The sequence below is a fragment of the Sphingobacterium multivorum genome, assembly GCF_900457465.1.
Taxonomy (GTDB): Bacteria; Bacteroidota; Bacteroidia; order Sphingobacteriales; family Sphingobacteriaceae; genus Sphingobacterium; species Sphingobacterium multivorum.
In genome coordinates this window covers 629,456-645,536 of the sequence record NZ_UAUU01000008.1, presented here as the reverse complement: position 1 = coordinate 645,536, position 16,081 = coordinate 629,456, and the positions used below count along the sequence as shown (strand labels likewise).

Below are 16,081 nucleotides of genomic sequence, written 5' to 3'. Positions count from 1 at the left end.
GCCCAAATATACTAATATATTTAGTGTTTTAGATGATGGCTAATAAAAATAGGCATACACCCACCCTTCATTTCATCCAATGAAAAGGGCGGGTGCAACTTGATGCTAAATGTCAAAATTTCATTTTCTGAATTCTTATGGCATTCAATATCGCAATCAACGATACGCCAACATCGGCAAAGACTGCCTCCCACATCGTTGCCAATCCCCCAGCGCCAAGAATCAACACGATCCCCTTAACTATGAAGGCAAGGCCTATATTCTGATAAACGACTTTTTTCGTCTCTTTTCCAATGCGAATCGCCATTGGAATTTTCGAAGGTTTATCATCTTGTATCACGACATCTGCCGTCTCGATCGTCGCATCACTGCCCAGTCCCCCCATCGCTATTCCAACATCGCTCAGTGCGACAACCGGAGCATCATTAACGCCATCCCCCACAAAAGCAACAGATTCGTTTAGTCCCTTTATTTCCCTGACTTTATTCACTTTATCTTCCGGCAGCAGATCGCCATAGGCCTGATCTATTCCAAGTTCCTTGGCAACATAGGCGACAACAGTCGTCTTGTCCCCGCTCAGCATTGTGGCTTTTACACCGAGTTTATGCAGTAGCTGTATGGTAAGCGCAGCATCCGCTTTGATGCTATCAGCAATGGTCATGAATCCTACAAATTTACCATCTAAAGCGATCGCGATGGTCGTATATACGATACTATTGGGATCGATATCATAGACTACATTAAATTTGTCCAGCAATTTAAAGTTGCCCACCAGCAACACTTTGCCATCAGCCATAGCTTTTAGTCCATGTCCAGGGATTTCTTCTATGGTATTGAGATCGACAGACTCATCGATCGGACCGACATATTCTCTAATCGCTGTTGCAACTGGATGGCTACTGTGGCTCTCTATTTTATTGACGAGCTTTAAAATCCTTGCTTCGTCGTAACCGGCCTGTAGCTTAATTTCCTGCACTTTAAAAACGCCGGCAGTCATTGTTCCGGTTTTATCCATCACGACATGGCGGATAGCTGCCATCGCATCCAAAAAATTACTGCCTTTAAAAAGTATACCATTTCTACTTGCAGCACCAATTCCACCAAAATACCCCAAAGGAATTGAAATGACGAGTGCACAGGGGCAAGAGATCACTAAAAACACGAGAGCCCTATACAACCATTCGCTAAATACATATTGATCCACAAACAAGTAAGGCAGGAGACAAATTCCAATGGCCAAAAACACGACAATTGGGGTATAAATCTTAGCAAATTTGCGAATAAACAGCTCTGTGGGTGCTTTTTGAGCCGTTGCGTTCTGTACGAGCTCGAGGATTTTGCTCAACTTGCTGTCCTGATATGCTGTTGTCACTTGAATTAGGCTCACGGTGTTCATATTAATCATTCCAGCCAGTACAACATCACCCTTCATCTTTGTATCTGGCTTGCTCTCGCCAGTCAGCGCAGCTGTATTAAATGCACCTTGCTCAGACAACAATTCACCATCAAGCCCAAGCTTTTCACCAGGTTTCAGCTGAATTATTGCTCCAATACCTGCATCGGCAGCTTTGATCACTTTGCTCTTTCCATTCTCCAAAATGGTCACCTCATCCGGACGCTGATCCAGTAGAGCCTTAATATTACTTTTAGCCCTACTTACCGCCAAGGTCTGAAACACCTCTCCTACGGCGTAAAACAACATTACCGCTACAGCCTCGGGGTATTCTTTGATCCCAAAAGCGCCTATGGTAGCAATACTCATTAACAAAAACTCCGAAAAGATTTCCCCTTTGGCTATACTCTTTAAAGCATCCCTGATAACAGGAAACCCAACCGGTAGATAAGCTAATATGTACCAGCCTGTACGGACCCAATCCTTAAACCAGGATTGTGCAATCCAATTATCCATGGCTATAGCAGCAATGAGTAAGATAAAAGAAATTAGCGCAGGTAGAAATAACTGCATCTGACTGGCCCCTGCCGTCGAGTGATCGTGACCGTCCTCATCATGGCTATGGTCATGACCTTGGCTGGAAGCCGGAGCTTTCCCAATAAGATCCTCAGCTCCAGCCTGATTATATATTTTTTCTGTCTGTGTACAACAAAGCTGCCTGCCTTGTGCATCATAACGATGTTTATGTTCCATCACTTGCTTTGATTATGTTAACAAATACGGTCAATTAATGTTCGTGCCCACCTGTATTGCTCATTTTGGCATTGATAAAAAAAGCACCCTTCACAACAATTTTTGTTCCAGCAGGCACTTCTGTAACCGGGGTAATCGCAGTATATCCCAAAGCAGATACGCCTTTTTGAATCTCAATTTTTTCAAAATTGATGTTTTTAGCCTGTTCTTCTCCATGCTGCCCGGCTTCTTGCTCATTTTTATGTGCATGTTTTGCTTCACCTTCATCGTGCGCATGCCCGTGATCGTCATGCCCCTCCTCATGCTCTTCCGGTTTCTTGTTGGTCTCCACAAAAATATAATACTTGCCGTCAGCCTCCACGATTGCGTCATTCGGAACAGCCGGAGTCCGCACATTTTTGACACCGATCATACCCGTAATGTTCATCCCATCAATCAACCCCACTTTGCTGCCCACAACCGTACTGTGTACAGCGATGGTCTTGCTGTCATTTTCAAATGAAGATCCAATTGTAAAAACTTTAGCGGTATAGGTCTTATCCGGATTGTTGGTCAGCTGAAAGTTGATGAGCTGTCCGACTTTAACCAAAGGTAGATCCTTTTCAAATACCTGCAGATCCAAATGCAACAGACTATTGTCAACAATCTCGATCACCGGAGAAGAGACATCCACATAACTCCCTATTTTCGCAAAAACATTACTAACTGTTCCATTGATAGGGCTTGTTACGGCCAGTGAAGTTCGCATATTGGACAGATTCACGCTATTGGGGTTAATACCCATCAATTGGATCTGTTGTTGCAAAGAAGCCTTTCGGGCCCTTAAACTGTTGAAGTCTGCTGTTGCGGCCTGCAGATTTTTCCGTGCGCCTGCATTGCCTTCATTGAGTTCCTGTTGCCTTGCCATTTCTTGTTCGGCCAAGGTAATCTTACTTGCCAGGGATACATATTCCTCCTGCAATTGTACAAACTGGGGGTTGGTAATCGTAGCGATCACCTGCCCCTTACGCACATTGTCCCCCAGCTGCACATTCAATGTCTTTACAACACCACCATAAAGCGCCGTCGCATTCGCTTTATTGTTATTGGGTACACTCAAAAGTCCATTGGCCTTAATGGTAGCTGTTAGTTCCTTCTCTTCAATCCCTCCAAAAACGATTCCCACAGCCTTTATTTGTGCAGCACTCAATGCCGCCACCGTAACCGGCCCTTCCTCATGCTCCGCTTCGGCTTTGGGTACTTCCTTTTCTTCCGGTTGACCTTTACGCTCCGACTCATTAGAACCGCAACCGTAAAAAACAGTAACGGCTACACATACGATAAATATCTTTATGAAAACTTTCATTGTTGCCTTATTTGTTATTGAAGTAATTATATTGAATTGCTGATTGATTATACTGATTGAGGACTTCTAAATAATTCTGGCGAATGCCAATGGCCTGACTTAAAAATTGGCTTAATTCAGCAAAATTGATCTCCCCCGTTCTATAACCCAAACTAGCTGCTTTAATAATTGCATCAGCTTGTTTTAACCCCGAAGACTCATAAAATTGCAGCAATGCACTATTCTTGTCAATTTCAGCAAGTGCATTCCCTTTATTTGTCTGGAATACCTGCGTATCATATTCCAACTTACGCTGTTGAACTTCCATTTCAGCGTTGGCAACCTTCACTTTACTTTTATAGGCGCCCAAGCTAAAGACCGGGAAGGATGCGGAGACCGAGAATCCCGATAATGGATCTTTGGCTCCCCAAACACGTTGGGAGAAAAATCGACCCGAGAACTCAGGCTTATTGGTATTTTTCTGAACACTGATGTTTGATGAAGCGATATTTACATTTTGCTGCTGTAAAACCAGTAAAGGATGCGCCGTTTCATCTGATGGACTTGCGTCCACGACAATCTTCTCCAAGGATTGATCCAATGGGAGCATCCACTCATTACGGTCTAACAACATCATCAATTGCTGTTGCTGAATAATGATATCCTTTTTGTTTTGAACAAGTTGTGCCTGCAGCTCTTTCAGCTTTGCTTCAGCCGCAATCTTATCCAGCGCAGCTACGTCACCTGTTCTAAAGCGAAGTTCAGTTGCTTTGAACATGGCGGTATAGATACTATCCAACTCCATATACAGTTTTTGGCGATCCTGAAGATACCAGAGCTGAAAATAGGCTGTCCTCACGTCTTTGGTAATCGCAGTTTTCAATACATCTGTATTTAGGTTCACATATTTTAGTTGTTCTTTAAAATACGCCTTACGCGCAGTGTAGAGTCCAGGCCAGGCAATACTTTGCGTTATACCAATTTTCAATAAGCCGGCCTTATCCGTAGGACGGTAATCTTCATTTTCTGCAAAAATCCCGGTCTTGGGAATTTCAGTCGCCGTCTTAACATTGAAACCAGCGCCCACGATTTCAGCCTGGTTGATCTGAAACTGACGATTGTTCTTCAGCGCAGTTTCTACAGCTTCTGTGACAGAAATGCGCTCCTGTCCAAACACCTGAGATCCCAAAGCCATAAATAGGAAAGCAAGTATTGTGACGATGGTCTTAGCACCTCTACTTCGTTTCATATTCAATTTAGAATTAAAAATTATATACAATAAGGGTAGCACAAACAAGGTCAGGAAAGTTGCCGTTACCAATCCGCCAATAACAACCGTTGCCAAAGGTTTCTGAACTTCAGCGCCGGCACTTGTACTTATTGCCATCGGTAAAAAGCCCAGTGAAGCCACGGTCGCAGTCATGAGTACTGGACGCAGACGAGTCAACGTACCTTCTTTAACGCGTTGAAAAATATCATCGACACCCTCTTTTTTCAACTGATTGAATGTCCCAATTAAAACGATACCATTGAGTACGGCTACGCCAAACAAGGCAATAAAACCGATACCGGCACTAATACTGAAAGGCATGCCGCGCAACATCAACGCAAATACACCCCCGATAGCACTCATTGGAATTGCAGTAAAAATAAGCGTCGCCTGCTTAAAGGAATGAAACGTGAAATACAACAGCATAAAAATAAGCAATAAGGAAACTGGCACAGCAATCAACAAGCGTGAGCTCGCCTTCTGTAAATTCTCAAACTGCCCCCCATAGGTGAAATAATACCCTGCAGGAAGTTTTACATTTGCAGCCAATTGTTGTTGGATATCTTTTACGACGGTTTGAACATCACGCCCGGCCACATTAAATCCAATCACAATTCTTCGTTTACCCGCTTCGCGGCTGATCTGGGCCGGCCCCAATTTATAATCAATGGCAGCGACCTGAGAAAGCGGAATCTGCGTACCCGTATCTGTAGGAATCATCAGATTACGCACATCATCAATGCTGTTTCGATGCGTTGTATCTAACCGGACGACCAAATCAAAGCGACGTTCATTTTCATAGATCTGTCCCGTGCTTCGACCGGCAAAAGCAGTACTCACCACGTCATTGACGTCCTGAATCGTCAAGCCATAATTTGCAATACGGGTGCGGTCATAAACGATATTGATTTGTGGGAGGCCGGATACACGCTCCACTTGTGGCGAAGTCGCCCCTTGAACGGATTGAATCTGCGCGGCAACCACATTGGCGTAAGCGGCCAGCGAATCGATGTTTTCACCGAAGATCTTTACAGCAACATCCTGACGGATACCCGTCATTAGTTCATTAAAACGCATTTGAATAGGTTGGTTTTTTTCGAAGAAGACACCCGGAATTACTTCTAGTTTCTCCAGAATAGCGCTCCCCAGTTCTTCATAAGAACGGCCCGACTTCCACTCTTTTTGAGGCTTCAATACCACCATAATATCTGTCGCTTCCGGTGGCATAGGGTCTGTTGGTACCTCAGCAGCTCCTGTTTTACCGACAACCATCTTCACCTCATCGAACTCTTTGATAATCCGGGATGCCTGCATCGAGGTTTCGATACTTTGCGAAAGTGAGCTTCCCTGGGGAAGTATGCAATGGAATGCATAATCACCTTCCTGCAATTGTGGAATAAATTCGCCTCCCATATTCTTAAAAAAGAAGGCCGACAAAGCAAAAATGGCAACGGTTAAACTCACGATTAGGTATTTAAACCGAATGGCTTTTTGTAATAAAGGCTCATAAATACGTTGCAGTCCCGCAATCATCCGGTCGCTCAACGTTTTCTTGTCGCTGTGTTTTTTCGGTAGGAACAGAGCGCACATCATGGGGATATAGGTTAACGAGAGAATCAATGCGCCGAAAATAGCAAACCCAACTGTTTGTGCCATTGGACGAAACATTTTCCCTTCAACACCCACTAATGTTAAAATTGGAATATAGACAATAAGAATAATAATCTCACCAAAGGCTGCACTGGTACGAATCTTTGAAGCAGACTCAAATACCTCATGGTCCATTTCGGCCTGGGTCAATTTCTCGGTAGACTTTCGTAAGCCTAAATGGTGTAGTGTAGCTTCCACCACAATGACGGCTCCGTCTACAATCAAACCGAAATCTATCGCGCCCAAACTCATTAAATTGGCGCTTACGCCGAAGACGTTCATCAGTCCAAGTGCAAACAGCAGCGCCAGTGGAATCGCCGACGCAACGATAAGACCTGCACGCAAGTTCCCAAGAAATAAGACCAGGACAAAAATGACGATCAGGGCACCTTCAATCAGATTTTTTTCAACGGTACTTATCGCACGCCCAACGAGGTCTGTCCGGTCCAAATAGGGCTCTATAACCACATCATCAGGTAGCGACTTTTGAATAGTCGGTAGTTTTTCTTTCACGCGGTTGACCACCTCATTGCTGTTTTCACCCTTTAGCATCATGACGACACCTCCCACAGCATCAACCTCACCATTGTATGTCAAGGCACCATAGCGCACAGCATGACCAAAACGTACATCCGCAACATCTTTAACATAAATCGGTATTGCTCCAGATTTTCGGATGGCAATATTTCTGACATCTTCCAAGGAGGTCGCCAGCCCAATTCCCCGAATAAAGTAGGCATTCGGTTTTTTATCAATATAGGCACCACCTGTATTTTGATTGTTTTTCTCCAGGGCAGTAAATAGCTCTGGAATGGTGATATTCATCGCCTTAAGTCTATTCGGATCAACAGCTACTTCATATTGTTTGAGCTCACCACCGAAACTATTGACCTCGGCAATTCCAGGTGTGCCATAGAGCTGACGGGCAACAATCCAATCTTGCATGGTGCGCAAATCTTTTGCGTTGTATTTCTTTTCGCTTCCCTTTTTGGGATGTATAATATATTGATATACTTCTCCTAGTCCAGTACTCACTGGAGCCAGCTCAGGTTTACCAATACCTTGTGGAATCTGATCCACCGCTTCTTTTAAACGCTCACCAATCAGCTGACGGGCAAAATAGATATCTACATCATCGTCAAAAACAACAGTAATGACAGAAAGTCCAAAGCGCGAAATACTCCTGATCTCCTCAATTTTGGGTACAGTTGCAATACTTTGTTCAATTGGAAAAGTAACCAATTGTTCCACTTCCTGCCCGGCAAGCGTTGGACAAGAGGTAAAGATCTGGACTTGATTATTGGTAATATCGGGAACGGCATCGATTGGCAGTTTCGTTGCACTCCATGCCCCCCAAATGATAAGCAACAAGGTCATTAAACCGATAATGATCTTGTTCTTAATGCTAAATTTTATAATATGATCTAACACAATTATACGTGATTAATGCTTAAATAATAGCTCGTTAGAATAGCTCATCTTTTGTCGTAATACCATACAACAAGCGTATTCCGAGCACAAAGCTGAATAAAGAACAGCATAGCATGCTCTATCAGATTTGTTTCTAGAATTTTTACGAAAAATTAAGCATTAACCTTTGGCGGCTGCCAGATGCTCCCAAAATAACTGGAAACAATCGCTGTATTGAGGACAGGATTACGATTATCAAAATAAATTGAAACCGGGACACCATCTATTTGCGGAAATTGATACGCATAAGCCGTTATATTTCCACTACAACAATTGCAATAGCAGAAATCGAACAGGCATCGGACGCGTCATCATTATGGTTATGAGTTTGGTTTAATTGTCTTTCCATAGCAGTCTGCTCGCAGCGATTGGTAGAATCACTGCAGGGAACAAAAGAAAGTCCCATAATATATGCTATCAATATGAAAACAATTAACCTCATGAATGCACAAATTTAAAAAATAAATTAAAATCTCCGCTTAGTCTCAGAAATCTATTGCGATCATCACATCCTATTCTTCCTAAAAAACAATGGAACAGTTGCCCTCTATCGAACGCTTTTCTTAACCTTAAATCCACACAAACCGCATAACCCAACAAAGAACAATCACTCGATACTAATATTAATTACAAGTAAATTATTATTCAAATAAAACGAATTGTAATTTACAGAAAAACAGCATAAAACATGTTTAAACAGCCTTAAAGCAGCAAATAGTTGTATTGTAGATATTTCTCTATAAGAAAAATAAGATAATACAAATACGTCATATTAAGTAAAATGCTATTTATATAATTGCATCGATAAAAATAATAGCAACAAAAAAAGCAATCGTATACCACATTTTAAACATAAACAGGCATACACCTGCAAAAACAGTACAACAAATAAATCAATAACTAAATCAAAAAATCAATAACAAAACAAAATGTCAATTAACATGAATCTAATCCCCCATCACCGACTGACTAACCTGTTCATGCTGGGTTGCAGTGCTTTCGCACTTAGTCTCTACTCCTGTAACAAAAGTGGAGAAAACACCGCATTGACAGGAGAAACTGTCGTTAAAGTCAATCTTTCGGGTGTAGAAGCTTACACTGAAACGGACAACAATGCTGTTCAAAAGCAAGCATCTGCAAAAGCTTCACGCACATCAATCGATGCACCTGATGTACAGGAAATGACAGTACCGCTTGAAAACGGTGGTTCTGTCGACGTGGTCCTAACAAACAATTCAGCGATCACAAAAAGCCTCGTCGCTTCGTCCACCCCCAAACTAGCGGCTGTCCAGACACAAGAGAAGCCATTGGACAAAAACGTTAAATATAAAGTTGTTGTCTATGACAACCAAGGCGCTTACGTAACGGAAAAGATTTATAGCTATGGTGAGGAAGCTACTGCTGCAGGTATCGTTCTTGACGCTGGAAAAATCTTACACGTTCATTGCCTATTCGATCAATAGTACCACAGCATTACCGGGTATCAACAATCAAAATACACTGTCCACTGCCAGCTTAGACAATATAAGTGGTGATTTGATGTATTACACGGGCACATTAACGTTAAAAAAGTGGTGTAAATAACTTAAATGTTGTATTAAAACACCGGTTTAGCCAAATCACCACAACATTGACCATGGATCCAAGTATGACCGGAGCTATTACTCAAATCGGGACTGCCGTATTAAAACCTAGTCATGGTAGTGCAAATTTGAAATTCTCAGACCAAACACTAACCTACAATGGCTTGAACAACGCAGGCGTGACCACGCAATTCCCGGCTTTAGGAAATGGCCTGCGTACCGTGATCAGTAACCCCTCTTTATTGATCCACCCGGCAACCAGCAATGGAACACTGATGCTCGGTAGTCTAACACTGGATGATGAGACTAAAACAAACATCACCATTCCAAATGTTAAGATCAATCCCGGACAGAAATACGATCTGAAACTCAATTTCAGAACCTGCACACAAAATGTAACCAGCAATGGCCTGGACTGGAGTTATCCGGCAACTACATCGGGAGGTAAAACGGGTATTATGAAAGATGGAAAATTCTATGCCAATGGAACGACAATCGATAGAAATTTCACTGCCCCAGCGGCAGACTATGGCTTTGTTTTCGACATTACCGAACTGGACAATGCATTTAACATGGAAGTAAATGGTGTCAAATTGGCGAAACAAGAAATTCAATTTGAAGTGGGTGCCTCTTCTGCTCAAAACATCCAGTTTGTTGATGGAAGCAAATACGCAGGCAACAATATTGAAACTGGTAAAAGAATTGATCAGGTCTACAACATGAAAGGTACAAGTGCAGCCCCATTGATCAAGCTTGTCATCAGCAGAACTGGCCAGGTTACCATGTTTGGTAGCAAAACATCCGGCGGTCCTCTATATGAACTTAAACTCGTTAATGGCAACAGCTTCAACACATTCCCTTGGAGTGCAACACAAAGCAACACCGTAAAAGTGACCCAACTTGTTGATGGACGTACAATTATCAAAGGTGTAGGTGCTGGAAAGAAGAAAATCCCTTGTCAGTAGTCACCATTAGTCAATAAATAGATCAATAATCTTAAAAATTAAATACACGCTGAGCATAACAATAGAAATTCAGCAAGGATAAAAAAGGTATTATGGAAAAGAAATTAGCATACATCGCCCCTCGAATAAACATGACGACGATCGAACTTGAACAAGGTATCGCCGCCGGTTCGGCATACGCCAGACCAGAAGATGCCAACAGCGGTAAAGTGAGCGAACAATGGGAAGTAGGTTCAACAGACAATAGAAATATCGACTGGTAAACTATTTCCAATGTGGATAAAAAGGGGCTAGCCGAATGTGGATAGCCCTTTTTTATGCTATATTATAATACACGATCGTGTCAGCACTATGTATACTCAAATCGTTATTGAACCCAAATGCAGACTGTCTGTATTACCTCCACCGTAACTCTCGATAAAAAAGATATACACCTGATAGGTCACTTCCTTTCTATGTTTTGGCATTTCAATATGTTGTTTGCCAGATAGTAAGCTACCTTTGAAGTCGTTCATGACAAGTGAATATCCGTTCCCGTTATCCGCTACATTATACAGGACCAAGAAGGAATCGTAAGTTCTGGTATTGAACTTTTCCTCCAGATAGGCGTCATATTCCCAGGTAACCTGAAGTACTTGGTTTTCTTTGTCAAAATCCATTGTGTAGGAAGTGATGGGATTGGGGCTTCCTTTGGCAATCATAAATTTCTGCCAGTCAATCAAAAAACCATTTTCTTCCTGGATAAGCGCTTCTTTCAAATTATAAGACATCGCGACATCGTATGCCCGTTTAGGATAGCTGTACGCTTTATACCCCATATTGATGATCGGTTTTAACTGGCTAATATGTGACCTCACCATTTTGAAGCGTTTTCTACTGAGCAGTTGCTCAGGACTGGGCTCCCGTTTTTTAACACGAGGGAGAGATCGTACATAATTTCCTGTTTTAGTCGACACAAATACAACAGAACCTGCTTTCCCGGAAACAGTTCCATTAACACCATTTTTAACGATTGCCATAATTGCTTGATAATGTTATAGATATTAAAGATAAACATTATCAAGGAAACATACTCATACCAAATTAGGTGAAAAAACAATTTTTATTCAATATTTGGACAGTAATTAGTCATTGTTTATTCAGTCTCCACTGAGCAAGCACTGAACAAGCACTGAACGAGCACTGAACAAGCACTGTTAAAATCGCGAATTTGGCCACCGATTGATCTCCGTTTGCTATATCGAAAACTTAATCATATTACATCAAAGCCAACTAGCTTTTATGTCAAACTATAAAACAAAAAATGTCTCCTACATTTGCTTCATACAAACATAAGAGACATTCTCTTCTTTCTATGGTGAGCCTGATTCCCACCTCAACGCTGGATCGAAAACTCGAGCTGCTACAATGGTTACAGGACAGCTTGTAGACGTTGCGGCAAATCTTCAATCTTTGAAAGACTCAATTGCTTCATAACCTGATACAAATGTGTCTTGAACATATTGATTGTATGTTCCCCACCTTCATTGCCCAATGCGCCAACGCCATACATAAATGGTCTTCCCATAAAATTGAAATCTGATCCAACCGCATGGGCGCGGGCTAGGTCAACTCCCGATCGAATACCACCATCTAACATGATTTTTATCTTATTTTTATATTCTGGGTTGCTCGCCAAATGAATCAATGAATTGATCGAAGATTCACTTGCGTCGAGCTGTCGTCCACCATGATTTGAGACAATGACGCCATCCACGCCCAATGCGATAGAAGCCTGCATATCTTCGTCGGTGGCAATCCCTTTAAGCACCAATGACCCTTTCCAAAGATCGCGAATAGCTTTAATTTTCTCAACATCTACCTTACCGGTAAATGTTCTATTCATAAACTGTCCCAGCTGAGCTAAATCAAGACCTTTTTCCATATAAGGCTTCAATGTTGCAAAAGAAGGAATTCCATGTCTTAATGTTTCTATCCCCCAAGTCGGGCAGGCAAAAGTTTGCAAGATATTGGCGATACTCATTTTAGGTGGCATAGACAATCCGCTTTTTATCTCGCGATAACGAAGTCCAAAAGCAGGAACATCGACCAAAACTACCAATACGGGACATTCAACAGCCTGTAGACGTCGAATAATATCATCGCGCAACCTGTTTTCTGTCGGATGATAGAGCTGGAACCACGCTTTCCCATCAGATACCTCGGCAATACGTTCAATACTACTTGTTGATACAGTACTCAAAATATAAGGAACATCATTTTTTGCAGCTGCTTTTGCAAGAATCTCTGGCGCATTCGGCCACATCAATCCCTGAAGTCCAATAGGCGAAACCCCAAACGGCGCACTGTAACGGCGACCGAATAGTTCGACCGAAAGGTCTATTTCTTCACTCGCAAGCAGATATTGAGGCTTCAACAGAATATTATCAAAATCGTTTTCATTTCTGGCAAGGTTCAATTCTTCATTGGCTCCTCCGGTCAAATAATCAAATGCAAATTTGGGAATCCTTTTCTTCGCTTTAATCTTTAGATCTTCAACAGAAGGATAACGGGTATTATATATAAATTTCTGGCTCATGATTGATGTATTATTTATAAGCAGTCTACAACTGCGCGCCAAACTTAGATAAATTGCTTTTCAAATGCAAGCTAATTATAGTTAATATAAAAAAATCTGTCACACATTTCTGCGGTAGCCCAACTCGGCACCTCCACTTACAGGTAGATTTACCCCTGTAATAAAGCGCGCTTGGTTTGACAGCAGAAACACACAGGCATCAGCAATGACATCACCGTCAGGACAGTATCCAAGCAAATGAATATCCTTCAAAAAATCAAAAACCTGTGTCGGCTGTGGTTGCTCCAGTGTCCATTTGTTGAGCATGGGTGTCATAACAGCTGCAGGCATAACCGAATTGACACGTATGCCGACAGACGCATAGTCTATGGCCATCGATTTTGTCAACGCATTGATAGCCCCTTTTGTGGCAGCATATGCCGCATGGTTCCCCTGGCCTATTTCCCCTACCAAGCTACTCGTATTTAGAATACAACCGGCAGATTCCTTTAAATGGGGGTAGCCATACCGTGTAGTCAAAAGAACACTTTTCATGTTGGTATCCAGTAACCTTATCCATTCATCGTCCGTCGTTTCATGCAAAGGTTTTGATGGACTTGCCAAGCCAGCATTGTTATGGATTGCATCAAGCCGCCCAAAAACAGCAACGGTCTTTTGGATAGCTGATTCAACTTCCCTGGCCTGCGTGACATCCGCACAGATGCCCATATGTGGTGCCCCGATCAGTTCAGCTGTTTCATCCACAGATGCTTGATCGAGACCAACAAAGGCAACCTTTGCCCCCGCTTTGACATAGGCTTTTACACATTCCAAACCGATACCAGCACTTCCTCCGGTAACCAATATGATTTTATCTTCTAAGATTTTCACGTTCTATTATTCTTGTATTTAGCATCAAGTTCCAAAGCATTGGAACAAATTAAAAAATCAGTTGAAAATTACATATAAAATCACGACAATAGCGAGTAGCAATGTCGACAAAATGCGGTAACTCCCGATACCCGACCAGGCTTTACCCCGAAGTGGGTCCATGGGATTCTTCCAGTACAAATCCCGACTTTGCGCAGTGTGCTGTACGGGATACTTATAAGATAATAATACCTGAAGTACCATACAGATCAAAAACAGATAAAAAGCCATCATCATAAATGGAGTCTGGCCTATCCACGAGTCAGGCAGCAGCTTGTTCAGTAAAAATACGGCAACCCCCAAAACAGAACCTATCCACAAGGTAAGTTTTGCAGCTATTGCCGATGCCCCTTTCCAAAACACACCTAAAAGAAATACGCAGGTTATTGGTGGCGCAATGTGTGCTATCACATCATTTATGCCGTAGAAAATACTCTCATAGCGATCCAATAGTGGTAAAAGAGCCAAGGAAAATCCCATGGCAATAACTGCAGCAATTTTCCAATACGAATCAACTGACCATCGGAAGCGGCAGGTTTCCGCTGTCTAAAGATATCGTAACTCACCATGGTCGATATCGAATTTAGCGCACCCGATATCTGGCTCATTAACCCCGACAGGAGCGCTGCGACCAAAACACCGATCAATCCGGAAGGCAAAAGTTGAGTAAATAAAGTGTATAGATACCTTTTGAATTGACTGCCCTTGATGGTCCACGCCGAGACAGCTTAAATCCAATTGACCTGTTCTAAACAAGGTATACGCAAATAGGCCTGGAAGCACAAAAATAAAAACAGGCAAGATTTTTAGAACACCACAGAAAAGAGCACCCACACGTCCATGGTTTTCATCTTCGCCCCTAAAACACGCTGAACAATGGTCTGATCGGCACACCAGTACCAAATACCCAAAATCGGATAGCCAAACAAAACGGCATACCAAGGCATTCCACTTCCATCGTTACTCCCACGAAGCATGGAAGACGATCAAGGGCATTGTCCTGTTCCAGTAACAGCTTTCATTGGCGTCCAACCGCCCATCTTGTCAAAAGCCGCAAAACTGATAATGAAAGCCCCGCAGCAACACAATTGTCTGGATAGATTCCGTCACCACAACAGCACGCAATCCGCCCAAATCGTATATATTCCAGTTATCACACCAGATTACTGTAATACTTAAATACATATTAAATCCAAAAAGTGTGCGCAGCACAATCCCTCCGGCCAACATCGAAAAAGCGATATGAATAACATTGCCGATAGTATAGAGATAAACGTAAGCCAATCTCTGCTGGCACGATCATAGCGCCGTTCCAGAAAGTCGGGCAAGGTGGCAACACCCGACTTGAGGTAAAATGGCACAAAAAAAAGCGCCAGTAAGATTAAAGTAAAGGCCGCATCCATTCAAAGTTACCATTAAGCAACCCGGTATCGAATCCCGCTCTGTGCCAAACTGACCAGATGGATTGTTGAAATATTGGTTGCAAAAGCGCTAGTCCAATGCTGGCCAACGAAGTGTCTTTCCAGCCAAAAAATACCCCTCTGCACTTGTTTCCTTGACTTTCTTAAATCGCACCGATCTGCCAATACGCCGACAACTAAAATCAACAGTATATAAAAGATGGCGATACCTAAATCTAAATTTCCTAACATAATGTCAACTTATAACAAATCACAACTGCTTCCCACATCCATTGGGGTACGATAAACGCCATTCTCTATAGCCACTGGATGTACAAAATGAGACTTTAGATGCGGAATATGCTCCAAAAAACAAAGCCTCATGCCCCAAGCTTATGTGGTTAAATAAAACCAGGTGCTGATGGAGCTGCCCCATATCCCAACATGTGGTACAACAGGGATATTATATTTTCGACAAAGTAGACTCACGGATATAAACTCGCTTACGCCGCCAACGCGAACAGCATCGACCTGTACAAATCCCGTCGCACCCATTTGAAGATAATTTTTAAACAAAATGCGGTTCGGCACATGCTCACCCATGGCAACTTTTATCGGCGCAATGTGTTCGGCCAAGCGTTTATGACCAACAATGTCGTCCGGGTGTGTCGGCTCCTCTACCCAAAACGGGTTCATCTCTTTAAGCTCTTGACAGATGGATAGCGCCTGCGGCAGCGTCCATTGCTGATTCGCGTCGAGCATTACTTTAGCTTCATCACCAGCAAC

The 16,081-nt window shown here is 42.5% G+C and carries 13 protein-coding genes and 1 pseudogene; 3 read left to right on the top strand and 11 right to left on the bottom strand.

Going from position 1 to position 16,081, the window contains the following annotated elements; translation table 11 throughout:
• Positions 1-112: 112 nt before the first annotated feature.
• The 3 genes from DTA23_RS11365 to DTA23_RS11355 are packed head-to-tail and all read right to left on the bottom strand — an operon-like array spanning position 113 to position 7,821.
• Complete coding sequence (locus DTA23_RS11365; protein WP_112374762.1) at positions 113-2,146, bottom strand: heavy metal translocating P-type ATPase; 2,034 nt, start codon at positions 2,144-2,146, stop codon at positions 113-115.
• 34 nt (positions 2,147-2,180) lie between these two features.
• The gene (locus tag DTA23_RS11360) at positions 2,181-3,491 is read right to left on the bottom strand and encodes an efflux RND transporter periplasmic adaptor subunit (RefSeq protein WP_070564339.1); all 1,311 of its coding nucleotides are present in this window, start codon (positions 3,489-3,491) and stop codon (positions 2,181-2,183) included.
• Positions 3,492-3,498: 7 nt separating this feature from the next.
• Positions 3,499-7,821 (bottom strand): CusA/CzcA family heavy metal efflux RND transporter, encoded by a 4,323-nt coding sequence (locus DTA23_RS11355; RefSeq protein WP_112374761.1) that lies wholly within the window; start codon positions 7,819-7,821, stop codon positions 3,499-3,501.
• Positions 7,822-8,801: 980 nt separating this feature from the next.
• On the opposite strand from DTA23_RS11355, the gene DTA23_RS11350 reads away from it, so the two are divergent.
• The 3 genes from DTA23_RS11350 (at position 8,802) to DTA23_RS29060 (ending at position 10,671) form a co-directional block, all read left to right on the top strand.
• On the top strand, positions 8,802-9,323 hold the full coding sequence (locus DTA23_RS11350; RefSeq protein ID WP_172462390.1) for a hypothetical protein: 522 nt from the start codon (positions 8,802-8,804) through the stop codon (positions 9,321-9,323).
• Positions 9,324-9,496: 173 nt separating this feature from the next.
• Positions 9,497-10,408: a hypothetical protein gene (locus DTA23_RS11345; RefSeq protein ID WP_112374759.1), complete on the top strand. Its 912-nt coding sequence runs from the start codon at positions 9,497-9,499 to the stop codon at positions 10,406-10,408.
• A 131-nt stretch (positions 10,409-10,539) separates the two neighbouring features.
• Positions 10,540-10,671, top strand: coding sequence for a hypothetical protein (locus tag DTA23_RS29060; protein ID WP_256603458.1), 132 nt, complete (start codon positions 10,540-10,542; stop codon positions 10,669-10,671).
• Between the two features lie 96 nt (positions 10,672-10,767).
• On the opposite strand, the gene DTA23_RS11340 is transcribed toward DTA23_RS29060, so the two are convergent.
• From DTA23_RS11340 to DTA23_RS29035, 8 genes and pseudogenes are all read right to left on the bottom strand, one after another.
• Positions 10,768-11,427, bottom strand: coding sequence for a DUF6266 family protein (locus tag DTA23_RS11340; RefSeq protein ID WP_070564348.1), 660 nt, complete (start codon positions 11,425-11,427; stop codon positions 10,768-10,770).
• 392 nt (positions 11,428-11,819) lie between these two features.
• Positions 11,820-12,986: an alpha-hydroxy acid oxidase gene (locus tag DTA23_RS11335; RefSeq protein WP_112374758.1), complete on the bottom strand. Its 1,167-nt coding sequence runs from the start codon at positions 12,984-12,986 to the stop codon at positions 11,820-11,822.
• Positions 12,987-13,085: 99 nt separating this feature from the next.
• Complete coding sequence (locus DTA23_RS11330; protein WP_070564353.1) at positions 13,086-13,856, bottom strand: SDR family NAD(P)-dependent oxidoreductase; 771 nt, start codon at positions 13,854-13,856, stop codon at positions 13,086-13,088.
• 57 nt (positions 13,857-13,913) lie between these two features.
• Complete coding sequence (locus DTA23_RS29055; protein ID WP_256603455.1) at positions 13,914-14,306, bottom strand: SLC5/6 family protein; 393 nt, start codon at positions 14,304-14,306, stop codon at positions 13,914-13,916.
• A gap of 5 nt (positions 14,307-14,311) precedes the next feature.
• Positions 14,312-14,554: a sodium:solute symporter family transporter gene (locus tag DTA23_RS29050; protein ID WP_256603453.1), complete on the bottom strand. Its 243-nt coding sequence runs from the start codon at positions 14,552-14,554 to the stop codon at positions 14,312-14,314.
• Between the two features lie 147 nt (positions 14,555-14,701).
• The gene (locus DTA23_RS29045; protein ID WP_256603452.1) at positions 14,702-14,872 is read right to left on the bottom strand and encodes a hypothetical protein; all 171 of its coding nucleotides are present in this window, start codon (positions 14,870-14,872) and stop codon (positions 14,702-14,704) included.
• Between the two features lie 67 nt (positions 14,873-14,939).
• Positions 14,940-15,298: pseudogene (locus DTA23_RS29040) on the bottom strand (sodium:solute symporter family transporter).
• A 390-nt stretch (positions 15,299-15,688) separates the two neighbouring features.
• Positions 15,689-16,057 carry an enolase C-terminal domain-like protein gene (locus DTA23_RS29035; protein ID WP_256603450.1) on the bottom strand — a complete coding sequence of 123 codons (369 nt, stop codon included), beginning with the start codon at positions 16,055-16,057 and terminating at the stop codon, positions 15,689-15,691.
• Positions 16,058-16,081 lie beyond the last annotated feature (24 nt).

Bases quoted from the DNA above. Each gene is read 5' to 3' on its own strand.
- DTA23_RS11365 (WP_112374762.1), bottom strand. From the start codon at position 2,146: ATGGAACATAAACATCGTTATGATGCACAAGGCAGGCAGCTTTGTTGT.
- DTA23_RS11360 (WP_070564339.1), bottom strand. From the start codon at position 3,491: ATGAAAGTTTTCATAAAGATATTTATCGTATGTGTAGCCGTTACTGTT.
- DTA23_RS11350 (WP_172462390.1), top strand. From the start codon at position 8,802: ATGAATCTAATCCCCCATCACCGACTGACTAACCTGTTCATGCTGGGT.
- DTA23_RS11345 (WP_112374759.1), top strand. From the start codon at position 9,497: ATGGATCCAAGTATGACCGGAGCTATTACTCAAATCGGGACTGCCGTA.
- DTA23_RS29060 (WP_256603458.1), top strand. From the start codon at position 10,540: ATGACGACGATCGAACTTGAACAAGGTATCGCCGCCGGTTCGGCATAC.
- DTA23_RS11340 (WP_070564348.1), bottom strand. From the start codon at position 11,427: ATGGCAATCGTTAAAAATGGTGTTAATGGAACTGTTTCCGGGAAAGCA.
- DTA23_RS11335 (WP_112374758.1), bottom strand. From the start codon at position 12,986: ATGAGCCAGAAATTTATATATAATACCCGTTATCCTTCTGTTGAAGAT.
- DTA23_RS29045 (WP_256603452.1), bottom strand. From the start codon at position 14,872: ATGCTTCGTGGGAGTAACGATGGAAGTGGAATGCCTTGGTATGCCGTT.
- DTA23_RS29035 (WP_256603450.1), bottom strand. From the start codon at position 16,057: ATGCTCGACGCGAATCAGCAATGGACGCTGCCGCAGGCGCTATCCATC.